Annotated in this window: 22 protein-coding genes; 12 read left to right on the top strand and 10 right to left on the bottom strand. The window is 61.0% G+C overall.

Features of this window, described 5'->3' with window-relative positions:
• The first annotated feature begins 61 nt into the window (after positions 1 to 61).
• The 8 genes from tpiA to C9E91_RS09715 all read left to right on the top strand — a co-directional run bounded on the left by tpiA (position 62) and on the right by C9E91_RS09715 (position 7,648).
• The gene (gene tpiA / locus C9E91_RS09755) at positions 62 to 832 is read left to right on the top strand and encodes a triose-phosphate isomerase (protein WP_107108061.1); all 771 of its coding nucleotides are present in this window, start codon (positions 62 to 64) and stop codon (positions 830 to 832) included.
• Positions 833 to 947: 115 nt separating this feature from the next.
• Complete coding sequence (gene secG / locus C9E91_RS09750) at positions 948 to 1,505, top strand: preprotein translocase subunit SecG (RefSeq protein WP_107108060.1); 558 nt, start codon at positions 948 to 950, stop codon at positions 1,503 to 1,505.
• Between the two features lie 144 nt (positions 1,506 to 1,649).
• On the top strand, positions 1,650 to 3,278 hold the full coding sequence (pyrG, locus tag C9E91_RS09740; protein ID WP_107108058.1) for a CTP synthase: 1,629 nt from the start codon (positions 1,650 to 1,652) through the stop codon (positions 3,276 to 3,278).
• 118 nt (positions 3,279 to 3,396) lie between these two features.
• Entirely contained in the window at positions 3,397 to 3,651 is a 255-nt protein-coding gene (locus tag C9E91_RS09735) for a ribbon-helix-helix domain-containing protein (protein WP_107108057.1), read from the top strand.
• A gap of 1 nt (position 3,652) precedes the next feature.
• Positions 3,653 to 4,003, top strand: a complete 351-nt coding sequence (locus tag C9E91_RS09730; RefSeq protein WP_107108056.1) for a type II toxin-antitoxin system RelE/ParE family toxin — start codon at positions 3,653 to 3,655, stop codon at positions 4,001 to 4,003.
• A 107-nt stretch (positions 4,004 to 4,110) separates the two neighbouring features.
• Entirely contained in the window at positions 4,111 to 5,160 is a 1,050-nt protein-coding gene (locus C9E91_RS09725) for a HoxN/HupN/NixA family nickel/cobalt transporter (protein WP_107108055.1), read from the top strand.
• 87 nt (positions 5,161 to 5,247) lie between these two features.
• Positions 5,248 to 5,775 carry a FecR domain-containing protein gene (locus C9E91_RS09720; protein WP_107108152.1) on the top strand — a complete coding sequence of 176 codons (528 nt, stop codon included), beginning with the start codon at positions 5,248 to 5,250 and terminating at the stop codon, positions 5,773 to 5,775.
• A gap of 13 nt (positions 5,776 to 5,788) precedes the next feature.
• A complete protein-coding gene (locus C9E91_RS09715; RefSeq protein WP_107108054.1) occupies positions 5,789 to 7,648 on the top strand; it encodes a CHASE2 domain-containing protein in 1,860 nt (619 codons plus the stop codon).
• A 19-nt stretch (positions 7,649 to 7,667) separates the two neighbouring features.
• Here the strand turns inward: C9E91_RS09715 and C9E91_RS09710 are convergent, their stop codons facing one another.
• Positions 7,668 to 9,566 (bottom strand): TPR end-of-group domain-containing protein, encoded by a 1,899-nt coding sequence (locus tag C9E91_RS09710; protein ID WP_181316046.1) that lies wholly within the window; start codon positions 9,564 to 9,566, stop codon positions 7,668 to 7,670.
• A gap of 446 nt (positions 9,567 to 10,012) precedes the next feature.
• Between C9E91_RS09710 and C9E91_RS09705 the strand changes: the two genes are divergently transcribed.
• Positions 10,013 to 10,888: a LysR family transcriptional regulator gene (locus tag C9E91_RS09705; protein ID WP_181316045.1), complete on the top strand. Its 876-nt coding sequence runs from the start codon at positions 10,013 to 10,015 to the stop codon at positions 10,886 to 10,888.
• A gap of 31 nt (positions 10,889 to 10,919) precedes the next feature.
• On the opposite strand, the gene C9E91_RS09700 is transcribed toward C9E91_RS09705, so the two are convergent.
• Positions 10,920 to 12,008 (bottom strand): citrate synthase/methylcitrate synthase, encoded by a 1,089-nt coding sequence (locus C9E91_RS09700; RefSeq protein WP_107108051.1) that lies wholly within the window; start codon positions 12,006 to 12,008, stop codon positions 10,920 to 10,922.
• An 84-nt stretch (positions 12,009 to 12,092) separates the two neighbouring features.
• Between C9E91_RS09700 and C9E91_RS09695 the strand changes: the two genes are divergently transcribed.
• On the top strand, positions 12,093 to 13,226 hold the full coding sequence (locus C9E91_RS09695; protein ID WP_107108050.1) for a citrate synthase: 1,134 nt from the start codon (positions 12,093 to 12,095) through the stop codon (positions 13,224 to 13,226).
• A 55-nt stretch (positions 13,227 to 13,281) separates the two neighbouring features.
• Here C9E91_RS09695 and C9E91_RS09690 read toward each other — a convergent pair whose 3' ends face one another.
• Positions 13,282 to 13,653, bottom strand: a complete 372-nt coding sequence (locus C9E91_RS09690) for a VOC family protein (RefSeq protein ID WP_107108049.1) — start codon at positions 13,651 to 13,653, stop codon at positions 13,282 to 13,284.
• Between the two features lie 35 nt (positions 13,654 to 13,688).
• Complete coding sequence (tehA, locus tag C9E91_RS09685) at positions 13,689 to 14,690, bottom strand: dicarboxylate transporter/tellurite-resistance protein TehA (RefSeq protein WP_107108048.1); 1,002 nt, start codon at positions 14,688 to 14,690, stop codon at positions 13,689 to 13,691.
• Between the two features lie 358 nt (positions 14,691 to 15,048).
• Here tehA and gnd point away from each other — a divergent pair, with 358 nt between their 5' ends.
• Positions 15,049 to 16,074 carry a phosphogluconate dehydrogenase (NAD(+)-dependent, decarboxylating) gene (gene gnd, locus C9E91_RS09680; protein ID WP_107108047.1) on the top strand — a complete coding sequence of 342 codons (1,026 nt, stop codon included), beginning with the start codon at positions 15,049 to 15,051 and terminating at the stop codon, positions 16,072 to 16,074.
• A gap of 67 nt (positions 16,075 to 16,141) precedes the next feature.
• Here gnd and C9E91_RS09675 read toward each other — a convergent pair whose 3' ends face one another.
• Genes C9E91_RS09675 through C9E91_RS09655 form a run of 5 tightly spaced genes read right to left on the bottom strand, consistent with a single transcriptional unit; the run spans position 16,142 to position 21,630 of the window.
• Positions 16,142 to 17,368, bottom strand: coding sequence for a molybdopterin molybdotransferase MoeA (locus tag C9E91_RS09675; protein WP_107108046.1), 1,227 nt, complete (start codon positions 17,366 to 17,368; stop codon positions 16,142 to 16,144).
• Between the two features lie 3 nt (positions 17,369 to 17,371).
• On the bottom strand, positions 17,372 to 17,866 hold the full coding sequence (moaC, locus tag C9E91_RS09670; protein WP_107108045.1) for a cyclic pyranopterin monophosphate synthase MoaC: 495 nt from the start codon (positions 17,864 to 17,866) through the stop codon (positions 17,372 to 17,374).
• A gap of 1 nt (position 17,867) precedes the next feature.
• Entirely contained in the window at positions 17,868 to 18,683 is an 816-nt protein-coding gene (trpC, locus tag C9E91_RS09665; RefSeq protein ID WP_107108044.1) for an indole-3-glycerol phosphate synthase TrpC, read from the bottom strand.
• 12 nt (positions 18,684 to 18,695) lie between these two features.
• Positions 18,696 to 19,712 carry an anthranilate phosphoribosyltransferase gene (gene trpD, locus C9E91_RS09660; protein ID WP_107108043.1) on the bottom strand — a complete coding sequence of 339 codons (1,017 nt, stop codon included), beginning with the start codon at positions 19,710 to 19,712 and terminating at the stop codon, positions 18,696 to 18,698.
• Positions 19,713 to 19,737: 25 nt separating this feature from the next.
• On the bottom strand, positions 19,738 to 21,630 hold the full coding sequence (locus tag C9E91_RS09655) for a peptidylprolyl isomerase (protein ID WP_107108042.1): 1,893 nt from the start codon (positions 21,628 to 21,630) through the stop codon (positions 19,738 to 19,740).
• 180 nt (positions 21,631 to 21,810) lie between these two features.
• Between C9E91_RS09655 and C9E91_RS09650 the strand changes: the two genes are divergently transcribed.
• Complete coding sequence (locus C9E91_RS09650; RefSeq protein ID WP_107108041.1) at positions 21,811 to 22,092, top strand: hypothetical protein; 282 nt, start codon at positions 21,811 to 21,813, stop codon at positions 22,090 to 22,092.
• 16 nt (positions 22,093 to 22,108) lie between these two features.
• Here C9E91_RS09650 and C9E91_RS09645 read toward each other — a convergent pair whose 3' ends face one another.
• A complete protein-coding gene (locus C9E91_RS09645) occupies positions 22,109 to 22,600 on the bottom strand; it encodes a hypothetical protein (RefSeq protein ID WP_107108040.1) in 492 nt (163 codons plus the stop codon).
• Positions 22,601 to 22,630 lie beyond the last annotated feature (30 nt).

Below are 22,630 nucleotides of genomic sequence, written 5' to 3'. Positions count from 1 at the left end.
AATAACTTTTCTTTCCGTCCCAGTTTTGTTAGTGCGGCAGAGAGGTGAGAGGAAACGCGGAATGACAGATAAAATTCGACCGCTCCTGGCGGGAAACTGGAAGATGAATGGCACCCGGGCCAGCCTGGACCAGATCAAGGCAATCGCCGAGGGTGTGAAGGCGCCGTTATCCGAGAAGATCGACACGCTCATCTGCCCGCCGGCAACCTTGCTTTATGTCGCAACGGCACTCTGCGACGACAGTCCGCTGGCGATCGGTGCGCAGGACTGCCATCAACTGGTCAGCGGCGCGCATACCGGTGACATCTCCGCTGCGATGATCGCCGATTGCTTCGGCACCCATGTGATCGTCGGCCATTCCGAGCGTCGCAGGAATCACGCCGAAGGCGACGCGCTGGTGCGCGCCAAGGCGGAAGCAGGACTTGCGGCTGAACTTACCACCATCATCTGCATCGGCGAGACTGCCGACGAGCGCGATCAAGGCCAGACGCTGGATGTGCTCAAGCGCCAGCTTGCCGCTTCGACACCCGACGGCGCAGTCTCGGAAACGACCGTCATCGCCTATGAACCCGTCTGGGCGATCGGCACGGGCAAGGTTCCCACTTCCGCCGATGTCGAGGAAGCGCATGCTTTCATCCGCAAGGAGCTGGTAGCGCGCTTCGGCGGCGACGGCGAGAAATTCCGTCTCCTCTACGGCGGCTCGGTCAGTGGCGCGAATGCGGCAGATCTGCTGGCGGTCGCCAATGTCAACGGTGTGCTGGTCGGCGGGCAAAGCTTGAAAGCCGTCGACTTCCTCGCCATCTATGGCGCATTCGAACGGCAGTTCGCCTGAAGGTTTCACTTGCCGGAATTCCAGTCTTAAAAGGACTTGGAATAGGCGAGAGCCTCATGTAAAGAGCCGCGAGCTTTTCTTTTTGATGCCCGCGCCCGTGGGCAGGACTGGACCTATGCAAACCGTACTGCTTGTCATCTATCTCATGGTTGTCATCGCCCTCATCGGCGTGGTGCTGATTCAGCGCTCGGAGGGCGGTGGCCTGGGCATTGGCGGCGGATCGGGCTTCATGTCCGCGCGCGGCACGGCCAATGCGCTGACCCGCACCACGGCGATCCTCGCGGCACTGTTCTTTGTACTGGCGCTGGGGATGAATATTTACTCGCGGTTCGAGGGACGTCCGACCGACATTCTCAACCGTATTCCGAGCACCGCGGGCCAGGGTAACGGCATTCTCGATTCGCTCGGCGGCCAGAAGGGCGCAGCACCGGCAGCCGGCCAATCCCAGCCGGCCAACAATAACGGCGTTCCGAACAGCGGCGCGGTTGCTCCGCAGTCTCAGACGACGACTCAACCGGCTGCGACGACAACTGAGCAGGCCCCGGCCGCTACGGCGACCCAGCCCGCAACCACGACCACGACGCAGCCTGCTCCGACCACCGGTCAGCAGACGGCGCCCGCGACGACCACAACGCCAGCCCAGAGTGGCAACGGCGTTCCGACCGGCCAGTAAGCCCGGTCATCGACTATCATCCTCCGGCAGATCTTCGGATCTGCCGGTTTTGTTTTGTCAACATTCCGCGTTCTGTGTCCAAAATTCCGGAAACGAATTTTAGGGCTGGCGGAATCATTTGTTAAAAGGTATCCGGTGACTCCCATGGCGCGATATGTATTCATCACTGGCGGCGTGGTTTCTTCCCTCGGAAAAGGAATTGCGGCCGCGGCTCTCGGAGCGTTGTTGCAGGCCCGTGGTTATCGGGTCCGCCTGCGCAAACTCGACCCTTATCTGAACGTGGACCCGGGCACGATGAGCCCGACCCAGCACGGCGAGGTCTTCGTGACCGACGACGGTGCGGAGACCGACCTCGATCTCGGCCACTACGAACGCTTTACCGGTCGTTCGGCCACCAAGACCGACAACATCACCACCGGTCGCATCTACAAGAACATCATCGACAAGGAACGTCGCGGCGACTATCTCGGCGCCACCGTTCAGGTCATTCCGCATGTCACCAACGAGATCAAGGATTTCGTGACCGAAGGCAATGACGACTATGATTTCGTCATCTGCGAGATCGGTGGCACAGTCGGCGACATCGAAGCCATGCCCTTCATGGAAGCGATCCGCCAGCTCGGCAACGACCTGCCGCGCGGCACGGCGATCTATGTTCACCTGACGCTGATGCCTTACATCCCGGCTGCCGGCGAGCTGAAGACCAAGCCGACGCAGCATTCCGTGAAGGAACTGCAGGCGCTCGGCATTCATCCCGATATCCTGCTGGTGCGCGCCGACCGGGAAATCCCCGAGGCCGAGCGTCGCAAGCTTTCGCTGTTCTGCAACGTCCGTCCTTCGGCCGTCATCCAGGCGCTCGACGTCGCCAACATCTACGATGTGCCGATGGCCTACCATAAGGAAGGCCTCGACAACGAAGTGCTGGCCGCTTTCGGCATCGAGCCGGCGCCGAAGCCGCGGCTCGAACAGTGGGAAGAGGTCTGCAACCGCATCCGCACGCCGGAAGGCGAGGTAACGATCGCCATCGTCGGCAAATATACCGGCCTCAAGGATGCCTATAAGTCGCTGATCGAAGCGCTGCATCACGGCGGCATCGCCAATCGCGTCAAGGTCAAGCTTGAATGGATCGAGTCGGAAGTCTTCGAAAAGGAAGATCCGGCGCCGTATCTCGAAAAGGTCCACGGCATTCTCGTGCCCGGCGGCTTTGGCGAACGTGGCTCCGAGGGCAAGATCCATGCGGCCCGCTTCGCCCGCGAGCGCAAGGTGCCGTATTTCGGCATCTGCTTCGGCATGCAGATGGCTGTCATCGAGGCGGCCCGCAATCTAGCCGGCGTCGATCATGCGTCCTCCACCGAATTCGGTCCGACCCAGGAACCGGTCGTCGGCTTGATGACGGAGTGGCTGAAGGGCAACGAACTGCAGAAGCGCACGGCATCCGGCGATCTCGGCGGCACGATGCGTCTCGGTGCCTATAAGGCGGCACTGAAGAAGGGCACGAAGATTTCCGAAATCTACGGCTCGACCGACATTTCCGAGCGCCATCGCCACCGCTACGAAGTCAACATCGACTACAAGGAGCGGCTGGAAGATTGCGGTCTCGTCTTCTCCGGCATGTCGCCGGACGGCGTGCTGCCGGAAACGATCGAATACCCCGATCACCCCTGGTTCATCGGCGTTCAGTATCACCCGGAACTGAAGTCCCGACCGCTCGAACCGCACCCGCTGTTTTCGAGCTTCATCGAGGCGGCGACGGAGCAAAGCCGACTGGTTTGATAATGATGGAAGGCCGATCCATGTCTTTTGCGGATCGGCCCCCTTTCCCAAATTTTGTGTCAATTATTGGCATTATGTGCTACACGCTCCCTTCAGTTAGAGACCGACGGAGTGCGATATGGCATCGGAAAATAGCATTCACGTGCGGGTAAGCGGCCAGTTGCAGGCCCACATTCAACGGCAAATCGGCGAGAACGGTCTCTATGAAAATGCCAGCGAATATATTCGGGCACTTATTCGCCGCGATCTGGAAACACGCGCCGAAGCCTGGGAATGGCTGCGGGACGAGCTGGAGCCCGCCCTGCGGGCCGATGAAAGCGAATTTGTCGCTGTCTCCGCCGAAGACGTAATCCGCCGCAACCAATCGCGTTAGCATGAACGGATATTTGTTCTATTCTCGGGCGGATGCAGCTCAAAACCGCATCTGGATCGATACCGCTGAGCGATGGGGCGAGCCTCAAGCAAATAAATATATCCTAGGGCTTCATGCCCACTTGGAGCAGCTTTCCAAAGCAAAAGCTCTTTGGCGCAGGCTACCAAAAAATTTGGTCGCGCCTGCCGATTCCGAGACATCGATATTTTTAAGCCGGTACGAGCGGCATTACATATTTTTCCGAGAGCTGCCGAGCGGCAAGATCGGCGTGATGAGCATCCTGCACGAAAGAATGGATTTGCCGGTCAGGCTGAAGGAAGATCTGACCAGCATTATCGCCAGGCCTCGCTAGCCCGCTGGTTTTCCGCACTGCAAAAAGCCCCGCCGCTACGTCATTTGACTGTCGCGTGGTCCCCATTTCCGTGGCACTTTGCCGGTCAGCATAGTGGGAACAAACGTATGATGCTCAATCCATTTGACGATCGGATGGAACGGTCGAAAACCAAAATTGCCGTCACCTATATTGTTCTGGTTGCGTTCAATGTCGCTAGCTGGGCTTGGGCATGGGCCGCCTTTGCCGATAGGCCGTCGCTGTTGGGTACCGCATTTCTCGCCTATATGTTCGGCTTGAGACACGCCTTTGACGCAGACCACATTGCGGCGATCGACAATGTGGTGCGCAAGCTGATGCAGGAGGGAAAACAGCCCTATGCCGTCGGCTTTTTCTTCTCGTTGGGGCATTCGACGATTGTGGTGCTTGCGTCTGTTGTCATTGCCGCGACGGCGGCTGCGATGCAGAGCAAGCTCGATTCCTTCCATGATATCGGTAGCGTTATCGGCACGGCAGTCTCGGCCGCGTTCCTGCTTCTCATCGGCATCGCCAACCTGTTCGTGTTGAAGGGCGTGTGGTCGGCCTTCGATCGCGCACGAAGGGGTGAGAGGATTGTTGAGGAAGACCTCGATGCGTTGCTGACCGGCGGCGGTTTGCTGGCGCGCGTGTTCCGCCCGATGTTCAAGGTGGTGAGGCGGTCCTGGCACATGTATCCCATCGGCTTTCTCTTCGGTCTCGGCTTCGATACGGCGACCGAGATCGGCCTGCTCGGCATTTCCGCAGCGCAGGCGGCACAGGGCATGTCCTTCTGGACGATTCTCGTCTTCCCGGCACTCTTCACCGCCGGCATGTCGCTGATGGACACGAGCGACAGCATATTGATGACCGGCGCCTATGGCTGGGCTTTCGTCAAGCCGATGCGCAAGCTCTGGTACAATCTGACAATCACCGCGGCTTCGGTTGTCGTTGCCGTCTTCATCGGCAGCATAGAGGCGCTGGGGTTGATCTCCGACAAGCTCGGCCTCGAAGGCGGCGTCTGGAGCTTCATCAGCGACCTCAACGACAATCTCGCCAACTTCGGCTTCGCTGTCGTCGGCATCTTCCTGTTGAGCTGGCTGATTTCGACCATCCTCTACAAAGCCAAGGGCTACGACAACTTGCAGATTAACCGCTCCTGACGCATCATCACTTCCTACGGATTTATATTGCTGCGGCTGGAATTTAGGGGCCAGCCGCCACACGTATATTTCATGGGGGGCACAATCATGACCCAGACAAACCGTTTTCTCGGCGCAGCCGGAGTCGTCGTTCTGTGCGTGATCGGGACCGGTTCGGCCACCGCACAAACCGCCAGTTGTTCGCTGCGACCGGCGGTCAGTGCTGAACGCCAGACGCTGAATTGCGAGCCGGGCCTCAGCATCACCATCGAGCGCGGGGCGAGCTACCGGTTTGCCGACCGCAATCGCGACGGCCAGGTGGATGCTATCGTGCTCAACAGCAAGGCGGCGCTGGTCGATGTCGACAGCAGCCGCATCAAGGGCGGGTTCGAAGTGGTGACGCCGCAGGCGATCGCTGCGGTGCGCGGCACACGATGGGCAGTCGACGCGGCGCGTGGCAAGACATCCGTGCTGGTGCTGCGCGGCCGCGTCGCCGTGAATAAGGTTTCAACCGGACAAGGCGTTACGCTAGGGCGCGGGCAGGGGGTCGATGTCGATCACAGCCGCGGCCCCTTGCATGTTACGAGTTGGGGGCAACCACGCATAAACGCGCTGATGGGCCGCCTCGGCCAGTGAGATCCTGATTCCCATGCGCAGACCACCGCTGCAGACGTTGATTGCGCTCGTCTTGACCGCCGTCTGGGGTGCGGGTCTCGGCATCGCCCATCTGCGGGGCGACATTCCTTTTATCGATGGTGCCGAGGCGACGCTGACCAATCTCAGGAATGTGCTCGGTGGCAGCCGGCAGCCGCCCGATGTCGTTACGATCGTCGCCATCGATGATGAGGCGTCGCGGCAAGCCGGCCACTACCCGCTGCCCCGTGCCACGCTTGCGAAAGTCATCGATGCCATCGCCGTGCTGAAGCCGAAAGCGATCGGGCTCGACATGCTTTTGGTCGATCCCGGCGCGGAGGCTGACGATGCAGCGCTGGCGCAATCACTGAGACAGACCAACGCCGTGCTCGCCGTCGCTGGTATCTTTCCCGAAAGTCGCCAGCGCGTTGCCGACGAAAGCAAGGAGCCGCTTGCGCGCGTGCCCAGCGCCCTGCAATTCCTGGAGCCGCAGCCGCGGTTTGCGCAGGCGGCGACCTATGGCGTCGTCAACGTCCAGACCGACAAGACCGGGACGCCGCGTTTCGTGCCCATGCTGTTTCGCAGCGGCGAGCGGATCGAACCGTCCTTCTCGTTGCGCGTCGTTTCCGCCGCGACCGGGGAGCCTGCGACCGTCATTTCCGATCGCATCAAGCTCGGCGACCGTCAGGTGCATACCGACACCGGCTATCTGATGCCGCTCTCCTTCTACGGTCCTCGTGGTACGATCCGCACCATCGGCGCCAGCGCGGCCCTGACCGGGCAATTGCCGGAGGATGCGATTAGGGACCACATCGTCGTCATCGGCGCGACCGTCACCGGCGGCGGCGACGTCTTCCCGACGCCCTTCGATCCGGTCCTGCCGGGCGTCGAGGTCATTTCCACATCGATCACGCATCTGATCGCCGGGGACGGATTGGTCCGTGACCACAATGCGCGCCTCATTGATCTCGGCTTCGCCATAGGCCTGCCCGTCGTTCTTGTCGGACTGCTGGCCTGGCGGCGCAACACCATCGGCCTGATCATGGCGCTCTGCGTCGTCCTTGCCTGGCTGGCGGTCAACATCAGCGCCTTCAAACACGGCATCTGGCTGAGTGCCGCCGTGCCGATCGCAGCCGCGATGCCGCCGGCGCTGCTGTTCGGCGCTGCGCAGCTCTGGCTCGGCCGCAAACAGGCCCGGCATTTCGCGCAGCAGAGCGAGCTTCTGCAGCGTATTCAAGCGCCTGGCCTTGCCGAACATCTTGCCCGCGATCCCGGCTTCCTGGCGGAGCCGGTGCGCCAGGAGGCGGCCGTGGTCTTCATCGATCTCAACGGCTTCACGGGTCTCAGCGAGGCGATCGGCCCAACGGCGGTGCGCGAACTGCTGAACGGTTTCTACGATCTCGTTGACGAGGAAGTGACGGCCTGCGGCGGTGCCATCACCAGCTTCATGGGCGATGGCGCCATGATCTTGTTCGGCTTGCCGCAGCCGAAGGGGGACGATCCTGCCAATGCGGCAAGCTGCTGCATTCGCCTGGCTGACAGAATGAGAGGCTGGTTTGGAACGCTGCCGGAGGCCATGACATCTCGCATCGGCTTCAAGATCGGCGCACATTTCGGCACGATCGTTGCTTCCAGGCTCGGCGCTCACGGCCGCCAGCAGATCACGGCGACCGGCGACACCGTCAATGTCGCCAGCCGCCTGATGGAGGTAGCTGCCCGCAACCATGTCGAGATCGCATTCAGCAACGATCTGCTGCAGTCGGCCGGACGCGATAGCGCGCCCTATACGGAAGGCAAGCTCGATGGTCCGATCGACGCAAGCCTGCGCGGCCGTGCCGGCTCCCTGACCGTCTGGCTATGGCGCAGCCGAACATGATCCCGAAAAGTGCGGCGCTCTAACACAGAGCTTCGTCTTCGCTGGATACTCTTTCCTCTGCCGAGGCATGCCCAACGTTGAACCTCTCGAACATTTTCTGGAATCGCGGCGAGTCACGCAGCGAATCCAGATCGGAATCATTGCTGAACCAGAGCACCTGATAGGCAGAACTCATGGGCAGCAATCTCTCTAGCAGGTCCAGCGCCGCATCGCGATCACCGAGCACGGCATAGGCGCAGGCAACATTGTATTGAGCGCAGATGTCGTCCGGATCAATCGTGAGGGCACGCACCGCCCATTCCCTGGCGCGCCCGGCCTCGCCAAGGTGGGCAAGGGCGATGGCGCCGCGGTGGGCGGGGCCTGAGTTTTCCGGGTTGAGGTCCAGCGCCCGTTCCGCACGCTCGATGCCTATCCTTGCCCAGTATTCCAGCTCTTTCGTCTTTCCGAGCGAGCGAAAGGCGCTGATGAGATGCACGGGGGACAGGTAGTCGTCGGTACGGATGGTCGCCGCGCGCTCGAAATAGCGCACGGCTTCCTCGAACCGGCCATGCATGAACAGGAAGCGGCCATAATGGAAATTCGCCTCGTACAGGTTCGGCTGCAGCGCCATCGCCCGTGCGAAGGCCGCCGTCGCCTCCTCGTTCAGGCCGCTCTGATGCAAGGCCAGGCCATGCGAAGCGTAGGCCTCAGCCAAATCCGGATCGAGTTCCAGTGCCTTGGCGCTCATCGCCATGATGCTTTCCAGCGGATATTCGCGCGGGCTCCAGTCCCGCAACGCCGAGTCGCAATCCGCGATGCCGGCATAGGCGCGGGCGTAATCCGGGTCCAGCTCGACGGCCTTCAGGAACATGCGCCGCGCCAGAAGCAGGTAAGACCGGGTCCAGGCATGCGAAAACTGCCGGCCCCGGAGATAGTAGGTATAGGCTTCGATATTGGCGGTCGGCTCGCTCTCGATCGCCTTCTTCTCCTCCGGCTGCAGCTTGATCTTCAGTTGATCGACGATCGCATGGGTAATCTCGTCCTGGATCGTGAAAATATCGGTCAGATCGCGATCGAAACGACCGGCCCAGAGATGCGCGCCGTTGCGGGCGTCGATAAGCTGACCGGTGATGCGGACGCGCTGAGCCGCCTTACGGACGCTGCCCTGCAAAACAAAGTCCGCGCCGAGTTCCTGCGCGATCTGCTTCACCTTCACCGACTTGCCCTTGTAGGTGAAGACGGTGTTGCGGGCGACGACGTTGAGGCCCGAAATCTGCGAGAGATCGGTGATCAGATCCTCGGTAATTCCGTCGGAAAAATATTCCTGTTCCTGGTCGTCGCTCATGTTGACGAAGGGCAGGACCGCCACCAGCCGCTTGCGGCCATCCCGGGCCGGCAAGGCGACGACCGTTGAGGTCGTCGGTGCACTGAGAGAAACGGTATAGACGCGGACGCTGTGGGCAATGTTCTTCAGGGAATGCTCGCCGCGATCCTCGAAGGAAACGCCGAGACGCGAACCGACATGATCGCGCACCGAGCCGGAGACGGCGATGCCGCCCGGCTCGGCAATGGCTTCGAGACGAGCCGCCAGATTGACGCCTTCACCAAAAATGTCGCCATCCTCGACGATGACGTCACCGAGATTGATGCCGATACGCAGCTCGATGCGGCGGTCCTGCTGCGCGCTTTCGTTCCGCGTCAGCATATCGCGCTGGATTTCGGCAGCGCAGGCCACCGCATTCACGACGCTCGAAAATTCGACCAGCATGCCGTCGCCGGTGTGCTTGACGATGCGCCCCTTATGTTCGGCGATCCTTGGGTCCAGAACTTCGGCGCGATGCTTCCTGACCGCTGCCAGCGTGCCGGCCTCGTCCATTCCCATCAAGCGGCTGTAGCCCACGATGTCGACAGCCAGAATGGCAGTCAGTCGGCGCTCCAAGTGCCCCCCGAATTCATCCTGTGGTCTAAGGCTGCAGTTTACGCCGATATTGTCACAATGTCGTGCGTAGCGTTCCATATTGCACCATGGCAGTTGGAAAACATTTAGGGGGCGCAGATAGCACCGAATCAGGCCAAGAAGCGAGCGGTCTTTGTGGCTAGTCCCTTTGTGGTAAGGGCTATAATTCCACCATTTTCGCTAACTCAAACTACGCAAAAACCCACATATTTGGCGGCATATGCGTCATTTTTCGTTTTATCCGCGCCACAAGTGAATGATGAAAATCACAAGCAGGCAGGCAGGAAAAGACTGAGCGCGGACCACTGCGACAGGCTTCGATAGCCATGAAGGGCCGATCTTCATTTTGCAGTGAAGAGATAGGCGAATAGCTGCCATCAGAAAAACGAATATTGAATGGCCGATGTATTAGCGTTTATAATGCGGATATGGCTAGAAACTTCGATATCGCCCTCATCAGAACTTTTGCCGCAGTTGCCGATCACGGCAGCATGACGGTTGCCGCCAATATGCTGCACATGACGCAGAGCGCCGTAAGTCAGCAGATCAAGCGGCTGGAGGACATGCTAGGCTGTGCCCTCTTCGAACGGGAAAATCGCAGATTGCGGCTGACGGATGCGGGCGAACGACTGCTTGGCAACGCCCGCCGGCTGCTGATCCTCAACGACGATATCTGGGCCGATATGACGGAAACCACCGTCGAAGGCAGCGTGCGGCTCGGCGTCCCCCATGATCTCGTCGGGACGGTTTTGGCGCCCGTGCTCAGATCCTATGCCGAACGTCATCCGCAAGTCGAGATTTCGCTGGTCTGCGGCTCATCGCCGGAGCTGATGCAGGCACTCAATAACGGTGCAATCGATCTCGGTGTCATCGAGGAGCCGCTCGGCACCTCCAAAGGCGAATGCCTCAGCATCGACCGGCTGGTCTGGGTCGGCGCGAAAGCGGGTGCCGCTTACCGAAAGGATCCGCTGCCGATTTCGATGGTGGCCGATACCTGCGCTTTCCGGCCATCGGTTTTCGCGGCGCTGCGGGACGACGGGCGGCGCTGGCGCACCGTGTTTGAGAACGGCAATATCGAGGCGACGACGGCGACAGTGCGCACCGACCTTGCGATCACCGCCTGGCTTGCCTCTACTGTCCCTGCCGATCTCGATATTCTCGGCGCGGGCGACGGCCTGCCGGATCTGCCTATCTTTTCCGTCAGCCTTTATTTGTCCAAAAGCGAAGCGACGCCGCCCGCAACGGAACTTGCCCGCCATATCCGCGAGGGACTGATGCGGCCGCGACAGGTGGCAGCCGCTTGAGGAGCGATTCGGCCGGTTGGCCGCTTCTGTATCAGGCCGCTTTTGGCAAAGGCCCGACGTAACGTGACTGCGGGCGGATCAGGCGACCATCGAGCATCTGTTCACGCGCATGGGCAATCCAGCCTACTGTGCGGCCGATCGCAAAGACGCCGGTGAAGGCATTGCGCGGGAAGCCGAGGGCATCGAGCAGCAGGGCGGTATAATATTCGACATTGGTTTCCAGCGGGCGGTCGGGCTTGCGCTCCTTCAACAGCGCCAGAGCCGCGGCTTCGATCGCCTCGGCGAGCGCGATGCGGCCGGCATCGGCCTGACCGCTCGCAAAGATTGGCCGCAGCGCCGTCTTCAGAGCATCGGCACGGGGATCACGGACGCGGTAGATGCGGTGGCCGAAGCCCATCAGCCGCTCTCCATGGTCAAGCGCCTGCGACAGCCACGCACGCGCATTCTCCGGCTCGCCGACCGCATCCAGCATATCGAGTACCGGGCCGGGCGCGCCGCCATGCAGCGGTCCCTTGAGAGCGCTGATCGCAGCCAACACCGACGAGGTCAGGCCGGCATGGGTCGAGGCGATGACGCGAGAGGCGAAGGTGGAAGCATTCAACCCATGATCCGAGATCGTCACCAGATAGGCGTCGAGGCCGGCAGTCTGCTGCGGTGTGGGACGTTTGCCAGTGAGCATGCGCAGAATATCAGCGGATTGAGATAGGGAGGCATCTGGCTTGATCGGCTTTTCACCATTCTGAAGACGCAGCACGGCAGGCAGGAATACCGCCGGCGCAGCCATCAAACGGATGGCGGTGGCAAAATCATCGCCGTCTCCGATACGAGCCAGTAGCGCGCGCATGGCTTCCACCGGCGGCAGAGAAAGCAATACCGTGTCTGCCGCTTTGACATGTGCGAACAGTTCTGCACGCGCGGCGCCTAGTTGCGTTCGGATGCTTACGGCATCGGCATGTTGCTCGAACAAGCCGTCCAGCAGCAGCGCAGCGACATCCTCAAAGCGGCTGGTCGCGACCAGATCGTCCAGCGACACACCGCGGATGATCAGCCGGCCGGCGGCGCCATCGACGTCGGACAGCTTGGTTTCGGCAGCAATGATATCTTCGAGACCACTTTTCATCACTATTCTCCTTTGACTATCCGCTTAGATCAGTCCTATTTTCATTGACGTCAATCTTGATGCAATTGATCAATATGAGGAACCATGAGCTGGCTGACGACAGAGCAGGCTCTGACCCTGCTGGGCACCAAATCGCAGACGCTTTACGCCAATGTCAGCCGCGGCCGCATCCGTGCGAAACCCGATCCGGCCGATACGCGGCGAAGCCTTTATTTCGCCGATGACGTCAAGCGGCTGGCGGCACGCCACGCGGGGCGACGAAAAACCGAGCTCGTGGCAGCCGACGCCATTCAGTGGGGTGATCCCGTATTGCCTTCAGCATTGTCGACGATCTCGCATGGCCGGCTGTTTTACCGTGGGCAGGATGCGGCGAAGCTCGCTGAGCATGCGACGCTGGAAGAAGTCGCGCTGCTCCTATGGGACATGAAGCGGCCTTTGCGTTTGGGAGGGAAGGGCGCCCATAACCGGCTACCGACGCTCACGACCGCCTTTGCTGCTTTGGCCGAACGCGCCCCAACGGACCTGCCATCGCTTGGACGATCGTTGCCAGCGCTGCAAACCGAAGCGGAAAGCGTATTCGGTACGGTCGCCGATGCTCTGGCACCCGGCCCATCTCATTTGCCGCTGCACCAGCGCCTTGCTGAAGTGTGGAACCGGTCAGATGCCGGCGAACTCATCCGCTGTTCTCTCGTGCTTCTCGCCGACCACGAACTCAACGCTTCGACTTTCACGGCGCGGATCACCGCGTCCGCGGGTGCGACACTGTCGGCCGCGGTACTTTCGGGCCTGGCGACACTGACAGGGCCGCTGCATGGCGGCGCCTGGCAAAGTGTGCGTTCACTGATGGACCGGGCCGCTGCGATCGGCGCAGAAGAGGCGGTCCGAAGCTATCTCGCAGAAGGGCGGCCGCTAACGGCGATCGGTCACCGGCTCTACCCCGATGGCGATGCACGCGCTCAGGCACTGCTTGCCTGCTTTACGCTGCCGCCTTTGTTCGCAGAGGTTCGCAACGTGGCCGAAGAGCTGGTTGGAGAACGCGTCAACGTTGATTTTGCGCTGACGGCGATGGCATCGGCCTATCATCTGCCCCAGGACGCACCGCTGATCATCTTCGCGCTCTCCCGCACCGTCGGGTGGTTGGCACACGCCATGGAGCAATCCGTAAGCGGTCACCTCATCCGGCCACGCGCGCGTTACGTCGGTCCGCCGGTGGAGTGATCGGCGAGCGCCTGCGCCAGGAAAGTCGATCCGGGCAGGTACTCCACGGATAGGCTCAAGTCACCGGCAAGCGACAAACGGCCTCTATGTTGTGTCCATCGGGATCAAAGACAAAAGCGCCGTAGTAGTCGGGATGATAGTGAGATCGGATGCTTGGCCTTCCATTGTCCAACCCGCCTGCCGCCAATGCCGCTTCATAGAACTGATCGACGATGGCTCTGCTTTGAGCCGTGAAGGCAACGTGCACGCCAGTTTGGGATGCGTCCCGATGTCCTATCCAGAAAAAGGCCCTCGGCCTGATCCCATATCCCGCAAAAATTACGCCGTCGCCATATAAACGTTCGATACCAAGAGGAAGCAAGGCCGCGTCGTAGAAGGCCTTCGACCGTTCCACATCGCGAACTCCGATTGTAACATGATCCAGCATATCCACTCCTGACTCTCCGGTACGCTCCAATCGGGTCAACGCTGCCCAATGGCGCCGGTATTTTGACGCGACAGCTCAGCCCAGCCGATGGTCAGTTTGCGATTGGTGATCAGCCAGATCGTCGCGAGCGCGATCAGTCCCACGGCGATGTTGGCAGCGATAAAGAGGATCGGCGCAAGCTGTGCGACGGGACCAGCATCACCGCGCTCGATCAGGCGCAAGGGTGCGGTCGCAAGTGCTGTCGCGCCGAAGGTGAAGGCCCAATAGGCAGGGCTGAAAGCCTCCTTGCTGATCCACGGCAAGAGGCGCAGCATGATCAGAGCCTGCAGGACGCCATAGCCGATCATGGCGTGCACCAGCAGGTCGGGCGGCCCTTGCGTGACGCTGATATAGGCGACCGCGCCGACAGCCGGAGGCGCAAGCTGAATGCCGAGTGTCGGGCGCAGCGGCGGCGACAATGCCGGCGCCGTCAAAAGCCGATGCAGCAGCGCGGATTCGATCGCCAACCATGCGAAAAATCCGGCGCCGAAGAAGAGCTGACCCCATTCGGGAAAGCCGAGGGCTGATGCGACGATGGCAGTCACGAAACTTCCGGCCACGCTTGGCAGATAAAGCACGGCGGTCGTGGCGGCGACGTCACGCTCGCCCTGCCAGAGACCGCCGGTTCGCCAGACCGAAAAGGCAAGCGTATAGATGGCGCCGAGGATGAACAGGGTTTCAGCACCGACGCGGGAATAGGGCAACAAGCTACCCGCCACCAGCATGGTGGCGACCCCTACGAGGCCAATGAAACAGCATTGCACAGGATGGACCACTTCCTTCAATGCCTCTTCACGCGCCACCGCCCATTTCAGCACGTAAAGCACGATCAGTATTGCCCAGACAGCGACCGAGACGAAGACGATCGTCTCACCAATTGCCGCCGGCAATTGCCAGACACGCGTTGCGGCCCGCCAGGCATTGCCGAGACCGGAGAGGCCAAGCACTATGCCAAAGAATGCAGCCGGAACGAGCGGCAGTTTCAGGGGAGTGGCCATGGTGTCTCCTTTGACGACGGACGTTAAACGCCTTGGTAGACGAGCTGCGTGAGGAAAACCGGATCGATCGGGAACTTACCCCATTTCGCATCGAATTGCGCCTGTGCGTCTGACGAAAATGGGGTGTCGAATTTTGATAATTTCGTCGAAATAGCCGTTTCTGTTCAAGCCAGAGAGGCACGATCGCGCTAACAAGAAGGCAGGGGCAGCGATGGCATATCACAGATGCGTGAGCGCGGCGCTTTCAGCCCGATCCAGCGCGCCCGCATGGCTTGCTCGTCATTTGTTCATTGGCAAATATGGCGAAATGTCTTTATGGAGTTTTCAAACCGATTAAACCCCTCCTAGGAGACTACACATGCAAATCGGAATGATTGGCCTTGGCCGTATGGGCAGCAACATGGTGCAGCGTCTGATGAATGGCGGCCACAGCGCCGTCGTTTTCGATGCGCGTCCGGAAAGCATTTCGGCGCTTGAGCAGCTCGGCGCCACCGGCAGCACGTCGCTCGAAGATTTCGTATCAAAGCTCTCCCGCCCGCGCGCCGTCTGGCTGATGCTGCCGGCTGCGATCGTCGACAAGGAGCTGGCCAAGATCGTTCCGCTGCTCGAAGACGGCGATATCGTCATCGACGGCGGCAACTCCTATTATCATGACGACATCCGCCGTTCCGAAGAGCTGAAGCCGAAGGGCATTCACTATGTCGACGTCGGCACCAGCGGCGGCGTTTTCGGCCTGCAGCGCGGCTATTGCCTGATGATCGGCGGCGAAAAGGCGACTGTTCAGCACCTGTCGCCGATCTTCGCAACGCTCGCACCGGGCATCGGCGACGTCGCCCCGTCGAAGATGCGCTCCGAAGCTGCCTCGAGCGTCAGCACTGCCGAGCAGGGCTACCTGCATTGCGGCCCGTCCGGCGCCGGCCACTTTGTCAAGATGGTTCATAACGGCATCGAATACGGCCTGATGGCCGCTTACGCCGAAGGCTTCAACGTGCTGCGCCATGCCAATGTCGGCCTGCAGACCACCGAAGCCGACGCCGAAACCGCGCCGCTGTCGCATCCGCAATATTATCAATACAACCTCGACATCGCCGAGATCAGCGAAGTCTGGCGCCGCGGCAGCGTCATCACCTCCTGGCTGCTTGACCTCACGGCCGACGCGCTGCATGGCGACGCCGCGCTGTCGCAATATGCCGGCCGCGTATCGGATTCGGGCGAAGGTCGCTGGACGATTTCGGCTGCAATCGATGAAGGTGTTCCGACGCCGGTTCTCAGCGCCGCGCTTTATGGCCGTTTCGCCTCGCGCGGCAATGACGACTATGCCAACAAGGTGCTGTCGGCCATGCGCGCAGGCTTCGGCGGCCACCACGAGAAGCCGGCGAAGTAATTCGCTCTTTCGATTTGATAAAATTCATGCCGGGCGGCCCAAACTGCCCGGCATTTTCATATCCGGCTTAGCTTATCAGATCCGGGCGCAGCAACAGAACCGGGCAGGGCGACCCGGGAGCAAGCTCGGGCGTGCGCGCCGGGCGGATGATGAGGCAATCCGAGCGGGAAAAGACCTTCATCATCGAAGAATCCTGCTTGGAAAAAGGCTCGGCGAGCCAGCCGCCATCTGCTGATTTCGTCAGCGTTGCGCGAATATAATCCTGGCGCTGATCGTTGGCGGCGAGCTTCACCGCAGTCCGCGCCATGGCTTCACGCTTCACCGGCGGCAAGGAGGCGAGCTTGCGGATCAGCGGCTCGAGGAACAACAAACCGCAGACGAGACTGGAAACCGGATTGCCGGGCAATCCGAGGATATGGGTTTCGCCGAGACTGCCGACCATCAGCGGCTTACCGGGACGCATGGCGATACGCCAGAAATCAAGCTGCATGCCGGCGGCGAGCATAGTTGCCTGCACTAGGTCATGATCGCCAACCGAGGCGCCCCCGAGCGTGACGATGACATCGGCCTTCGCCACCTGCGCCCGGCCGATCGCCGCGGTGATTTCCGCCTGATCGTCCGGGACGATGCCGAGATCGAGCACATGGGCGCCGGCGCTGCGGGCAAGAGCCGCAATGCCGAATGTGTTGGATGCAATGATCTGCGAGGGACCGGGCTCACTGCCGGGCGTCACCAGCTCATCGCCGGTCGCGAGGATCGCCACCAGCGGGCGGCGGTAGACATCGAGTGCGGGGTGATTCATGGCGGCGGCAACCGTCAGCCGTGAGAAATCCATCACCGTGCCCGCCGGAAGCACCGCTTCGCCTTCGACAAAATCCTGGCCGCGCGGGCGGATGTGCTGCCCCTTGCGCAGAGGATAGGTCGTGCGAATGCGATCGTCCTCCAGCCGTTCAGCGTCTTCCTGCAGCAACACGGTATCGGCTCCGGCCGGAACCGGTGCACCGGTGAAGATGCGCACCGCTTCGCCCTTGCCAAGCGTACCCTCGAATGCATGGCCCGCGGCAGAAACACCAGTCACGGTCAACTCCGCTCCCGGTTCAGCAGCATCCTCGAAACGAAGCGCATAGCCATCCATGGCCGAGGCATCGAAAGGCGGCTGCGTGAGGCGTGCCATGAGGTCCTTGGACAGAACCCGGCCTTCGGCCATGTCGAGCGATACGCTTTCGATGCGATGGAGCGGCGTTGCGCTATTCAGCAGGCGCTCTTGGGCATCGGCGACGGGTAAAAGGCTCATGTATCAGGCCTCCGGATGACGGAAATCGCCGGATTTGCCGCCGGACTTTTCCAATAGCCTGATACCGCCGATTTCCATCGTCCGATCAGCGGCCTTGGCCATATCGTAGATCGTCAGGCAGGCAACGGAAACCGCCGTCAGCGCCTCCATCTCAACGCCCGTGCGGCCGGTGAGCTTTGCGGTGGCAGTCACGCGCAGGCCGGGCAGGGTAGCATCTTCGGCGATGTCGACCGTGACCTTGGTCAGCATCAGCGGATGGCAGAGCGGGATGAGATTGGCGGTCTGCTTGGCGGCCATGATGCCGGCGAGCCTCGCCGTGCCGATGACATCACCTTTCTTGGCATTGCCTTCACGGATCAGCGACAGCGTCTCGGGCTTCATTTTCACATGGCCTTCGGCGGTCGCGATGCGGGTCGTTTCGGCCTTGTCGCCGACATCGACCATATGAGCTTCGCCGGAGGCGCCGATATGGGTAAGAACGGCTTTGTCTGCGCTCATTTCACTCGGCCGCCAGAACGCCGGTTTCACCTGTGAGCAGCGCATGTGTTGCTGCCGCCACGTCGTCCTTGCGCATCAGGCTCTCGCCGACGAGGAAGGTGGTGATGCCTACGGTCTCGAGACGCTTGCAGTCGGCATGGGTGAAAATACCGCTTTCGCCGACCAGCAGCCGGCCTTCGGGAACCATGGTGGACAGGGTTTCGCTGACCGTCAGGCTGACCTCGAAGGTACGCAGATTGCGATTGTTGATGCCGACGAGTGGCGAGGACAGCTTCAATGCCCGCTCCATCTCCTCGGCGTCATGCACTTCAACCAGCACATCCATGCCAAGGCCGAAGGCCTCATCCTGGAGGCGCTCGGCGTCGCTGTCGGAAAGAGAGGCCATGATCAGGAGAATACAGTCGGCGCCCCAGGCACGAGCCTCGTGCACCTGATAGGTTTCGAACATGAAATCCTTGCGCAAGGCCGGCAGGGAGCAGGCGGCGCGGGCGGCGGTCAGGCATTCCGGTGCGCCCTGGAAGCTTGGGCTGTCCGTCAGCACGGAGAGACAGGCTGCCCCGCCCATCTCGTAGGCCTTGGCCAAGGCAGGCGGATCGAAATCGGGACGAATCAGCCCTTTGGACGGGCTCGCCTTCTTGATCTCGGCGATCAGACCGAAAGCGCCGGCGTCCCTTTTGGCGACGAGTGCCTTATGGAAGCCGCGCGGCGCGGACTGGCCGGCCTGCATCGCCTTGAGGTCGGCAAGCGAGACCTTGGCCTTGGCGGCGGCGATCTCCTCGCGCTTGTAGGCTTCGATCTTCTGGAGGATATCGGTCATGATGTCCTAATCCTATTCTTCGGCGTTGGAGACGGCGATCAGCTTTTCCAATGCAGCCGCGGTCGCGCCGCTATCGAGCGACTGAGCTGCGAGCTTCATGCCATCATGAAGCGTTTCCGCCTTGCCCGCAATCACTAGGGACGCCGCGGCATTAGCGAGCGAAATATCGCGATAGGCGTTCTTGGCACCGCTGAGCACGTCGCGGAGCGCTGCCGCATTGACGGTACCATCGCCACCCTTGAGGTCTTCGAGAGAGGCATGCGGCAGGCCAAAGTCCGCAGGGGTCAGCTCGAAGGTCCGGATCTTGCCGTTTTCAAGTGCTGCCACCGAGGTCGTACCGGTCGTGGTGATTTCGTCCAGACCGTTGCCGTGCACGACCCAGACGCTTTCCGCATTCAGATCCCTCAGCACCTCGGCGAGCGGCACGACCCATTGCGGCGCGAAGACGCCAAGCAGTTGCCGACGCGCGCCGGCCGGATTCGACAGCGGCCCCAGCAGATTGAAGATCGTGCGCGTGCCAAGCTCGACGCGCGAAGGGCCGACATGGCGCATCGAGGAATGATGCAGTTGCGCGAACATGAAGCCGATGCCGGCCTCGCGAATGCAACGGGCAATCACCTCGGGACCAATGTCGAGCTTAATGCCCAGCACGGATTGCGTATCGGCCGTCCCGGCCTTGGAACTTTGGGCGCGGTTGCCGTGCTTGGCGACCGGTACACCGGCGCCCGCCACGATGAAGGAAGCGAGCGTCGAGATATTGTAGGTGCCGACGCCATCACCGCCGGTGCCGACGATATCGATCGCATCCGCCGGTGCTTCCACCGGCAGCATCTTGGCGCGCATCGTCGTGACCGCGCCGACGATTTCGTCGACCGTCTCGCCGCGCACGCGCAGCGCCATCAGGAAAGCGCCAATCTGCGAGGGCGTGGCTTCGCCCGACATCAGGATATCGAATGCCTGACGGGCCTCGTCCCGTGTCAGCGCCTCGCGGTTGGCGACCTTGGCGAGGAAAGGTTTCAAATCAGCCATCGGCTATCGATCCTCCCGACCGGGCCTAGTGAGACATCGCCTGTTCGGCGAGGCTCTGGTTGACCGTGACGCTGTACTTGGACTGCAGGTCGCTGACGATCTGGTCGAGAATGTCGTCGCCGGCGGCGTTGGCAATCTGGGTCGCCTGCTGATCGGCATTGTCCAATGCATCCGTCGTCGGATTGTCGTTGACCTCGGTGACCTTCAGGAGGATCTGCGTCGTGTCGTCGGCGCCGACAGCATTGGCAGCCGTGTCGACCGGGCCAGAGAAAGCGGCAGCGACGCCACCGCGACCGAGAACGGGATCGTCCGTGGTGCGGGTCATGTTAGACTTGTTTTCGACCGCAATACCGAGCGGCGCGGCGATGTCGGCAAGCGACTTGCCCTTCTGCGCCTCCTGCTTCAGCTCGACCGCCTTGGCGGCGAGCGCGATCTTCTGCTGCTCGGCAGTCCAGTCGGCAACGGCTTTGTCATGCACCTCGGAAAGCGGGCGGTCGTGGTCAGGCGTGATGCTCAGCACGTCGTACCAGACATAGCCATCGTTGCCGACGGCCACAGGTGCAGCATTGCCGCCCTGGTCCGCCTTGAAGACTTCACCCAGCAATTGCTGCTTGGCCGGCAGGTCCTTGACCTCGTTGCCGGCTTGGTCGAGGCCGGTGGCGTCGATCGAATCGACGGTCACCATCTTCAGCTTCAGTTGCTGTGCGGCTTCCTGCAGCGACGCACCCGAACCGCGCAAGTCTTCGAACTTGTCGTGAGCGCTGGTGATTTCATCGGCGGCATTGTTGAGCGCAATCTGCTTGCGAATGTCTTCCTTGACTTCGTCGAAGCTCTTCGCCGTCTCCGCCTTGACATTGGTCACGCGCAAGATCACCGGGCCGAACGAACCATCGACGACGGGCGTGGTGCCGCCTTCCTTGGCAACGGCAAAGGCGGCCTGGGCGATCGTTTGATCCGGAACCTGATCCTTGGTGAAGGTGCCGAGCAGCACGTCGGCGGGCTTTTTGCCCTGATCGGTGACCAACTGATCAAATGTCGAGCCCGTCTTCAGCGCGTCGGCTGCAGCGTTGGCGAGGTCCTTGTTGGCGAAGGTGAGCTGCTCGATAGTGCGCGTTGCCGGCGTCGTGTAGCTGTCCTTGCGCTTCTCGAACTCGGCACGAACCGCATCGTCGGTCACGCTTGCGGGATCGGCGACATCATCGGCCTGCAGCTTTACGTAGGCGAACTTGCGGTATTCGGGCGCGCGGTACTTCGACTTGACGCCGTCAAACCATTTCGACAGCACATCCTCTGCCGGAGCCTTGATCGGGTCGATATTGGCGTTGGTCAAAAGCAGATAATCGATGCTGCGGTTTTCATCATGATATTGCTTGACGGCCTCGACCAGAACCTTCGGCGCGGTAAAGCCGTTGGAGACCGCCTCGACGATCTGACTGCGGATCGCAACCTTGCTGCGCTCCTTGATGTAGTCGTCGGGATTGATGCTGCTGTTGCGCAGCAGGCTCTCGAATTTCTGTCGGTCAAAGGCGCCATTCGGCGCCTTGAATGCCGGATCGTCGCCGATAAGCTGGGCGAGGCGATCCTGCGACAGACCGAGATTCATATCGCTGGCAAGCTGATCGAGCGAAGCGCCGGCAACAAGCTGCGCGACCGTCTGCTGTCCGATGCCAAATGCACGCGCCTGCTCCGGCGTGATCTGCATGCGCAATTGCTGGCTGATCGCCTGGATCTGGCGACGATAGGCGAGGCGGAATTCATTGGTACCGATCTGCTGATCGCCGACCGTTACGACGGTGTTGCTGCCGCCTCCGCTGATGAGCGAACGCTCGACCCCCCATATGCCGAAGGCCGCCGCCAGAATAAGCATCAAGCCCTTGGCAACCCAGGTCTGGGCGATTTTTCTCAACACATCGAACATCGGAAGGCAAACCTCGTCATGAATACCGTCTTCGCCCGCGGGCGAAGCAATCGGAGTTCCTTAGAACAATCCGAACCGGAATTGAAGAGCCACCAAGGAAATCACCCGGCTGGGTGCTGCGAACCCGGAACCTTTGCCAGGGATCGACGTTGAAAGCTGAGGGAAACAGAGGAGCCGACGATGGCCGAGACGAAAACCGCTTCCGCCCAATCTGCTGCAGCACAGGCCCAGGCTGAAACCGCTGTCGAAGACCTTAACCTGCAGATCGCCGCGCTTCGGGAGGATCTGGCGAAGCTCTCGCGCAGCATGGCCGCGGTCGGGCAGGGCGCAAAGTCGGTCGTCACCGAAGAGGCTCAGGAAATAACCGATCAACTGCGCGAAAGAGTTCGCCAGGAGCCGATCTTCATGGTCGCGGCAGCCGCAGGCATCGGTTATCTGATTGGCCTTCTTAGCCGCCGCTAGGTGGCTAGCCCGTATTCTAAAGCTCGTCGTGAAAAGTTGGGCTGGCGCGGATGAAGGCCCAAAGCGCCTTGCTGATCTCGACGATCTCCTTGATCGAGCTTTCCAGCCTTTCGATTTCGCGCAGATCCAGTTGCTCGACCTTGCCGTATTTGACGTGCCGGTCGTCTTCTACAAGACGCATGAGCTGCGTGCTCGAGATTTCGCCGTTTTCATCGAAGGAATAGATGCAGTGATTGTATTTGTTGCGCATCTTCGATTCCCGCTTCAAGCGACCCATCAACGCCAGGACTGCGTGGCTGTCTTCCGCAGGTGTCGAGGATAGCTTCGCCAGACGCTCGACCAGATCGATGCGCGCGCGCGTCGTGTTAAGCGTCAGGAAGACGATGATGGCCGCGTCCTTCTCCACCCTCAGCAGATGCGCGATGATGTAGATCAGCAGGCTTTCGGTATTGGTCCAGACATAGTTCAGGCGGCCGACGCGAAGCAGAATATCGGACATTGCAGGCATGGCGCGGTCCTATGCTCAACTCATCGAAAG

Origin of the sequence: Rhizobium sp. SEMIA4064 (assembly GCF_003025035.1) — a bacterium.
GTDB lineage: Bacteria > Pseudomonadota > Alphaproteobacteria > Rhizobiales > Rhizobiaceae > Rhizobium > Rhizobium paranaense.
The sequence above is the reverse complement of the archived record's forward strand: the minus strand, read 5'-3'. Positions and strand labels throughout refer to the sequence as shown.

Bases quoted from the DNA above. Each gene is read 5' to 3' on its own strand.
- C9E91_RS09700 (WP_107108051.1), bottom strand. From the start codon at position 12,008: ATGAAAAGTGGTCTCGAAGATATCATTGCTGCCGAAACCAAGCTGTCC.
- tehA (WP_107108048.1), bottom strand. From the start codon at position 14,690: ATGGCCACTCCCCTGAAACTGCCGCTCGTTCCGGCTGCATTCTTTGGC.
- C9E91_RS09715 (WP_107108054.1), top strand. From the start codon at position 5,789: ATGCGCAGACCACCGCTGCAGACGTTGATTGCGCTCGTCTTGACCGCC.
- trpD (WP_107108043.1), bottom strand. From the start codon at position 19,712: ATGGCTGATTTGAAACCTTTCCTCGCCAAGGTCGCCAACCGCGAGGCG.
- C9E91_RS09735 (WP_107108057.1), top strand. From the start codon at position 3,397: ATGGCATCGGAAAATAGCATTCACGTGCGGGTAAGCGGCCAGTTGCAG.
- C9E91_RS09690 (WP_107108049.1), bottom strand. From the start codon at position 13,653: ATGCTGGATCATGTTACAATCGGAGTTCGCGATGTGGAACGGTCGAAG.
- C9E91_RS09725 (WP_107108055.1), top strand. From the start codon at position 4,111: ATGATGCTCAATCCATTTGACGATCGGATGGAACGGTCGAAAACCAAA.
- gnd (WP_107108047.1), top strand. From the start codon at position 15,049: ATGCAAATCGGAATGATTGGCCTTGGCCGTATGGGCAGCAACATGGTG.
- C9E91_RS09675 (WP_107108046.1), bottom strand. From the start codon at position 17,368: ATGAGCCTTTTACCCGTCGCCGATGCCCAAGAGCGCCTGCTGAATAGC.
- C9E91_RS09650 (WP_107108041.1), top strand. From the start codon at position 21,811: ATGGCCGAGACGAAAACCGCTTCCGCCCAATCTGCTGCAGCACAGGCC.
- C9E91_RS09695 (WP_107108050.1), top strand. From the start codon at position 12,093: ATGAGCTGGCTGACGACAGAGCAGGCTCTGACCCTGCTGGGCACCAAA.
- C9E91_RS09705 (WP_181316045.1), top strand. From the start codon at position 10,013: ATGGCTAGAAACTTCGATATCGCCCTCATCAGAACTTTTGCCGCAGTT.
- trpC (WP_107108044.1), bottom strand. From the start codon at position 18,683: ATGACCGATATCCTCCAGAAGATCGAAGCCTACAAGCGCGAGGAGATC.
- moaC (WP_107108045.1), bottom strand. From the start codon at position 17,866: ATGAGCGCAGACAAAGCCGTTCTTACCCATATCGGCGCCTCCGGCGAA.
- secG (WP_107108060.1), top strand. From the start codon at position 948: ATGCAAACCGTACTGCTTGTCATCTATCTCATGGTTGTCATCGCCCTC.
- tpiA (WP_107108061.1), top strand. From the start codon at position 62: ATGACAGATAAAATTCGACCGCTCCTGGCGGGAAACTGGAAGATGAAT.
- C9E91_RS09720 (WP_107108152.1), top strand. From the start codon at position 5,248: ATGACCCAGACAAACCGTTTTCTCGGCGCAGCCGGAGTCGTCGTTCTG.
- pyrG (WP_107108058.1), top strand. From the start codon at position 1,650: ATGGCGCGATATGTATTCATCACTGGCGGCGTGGTTTCTTCCCTCGGA.
- C9E91_RS09645 (WP_107108040.1), bottom strand. From the start codon at position 22,600: ATGCCTGCAATGTCCGATATTCTGCTTCGCGTCGGCCGCCTGAACTAT.
- C9E91_RS09730 (WP_107108056.1), top strand. From the start codon at position 3,653: ATGAACGGATATTTGTTCTATTCTCGGGCGGATGCAGCTCAAAACCGC.
- C9E91_RS09655 (WP_107108042.1), bottom strand. From the start codon at position 21,630: ATGTTCGATGTGTTGAGAAAAATCGCCCAGACCTGGGTTGCCAAGGGC.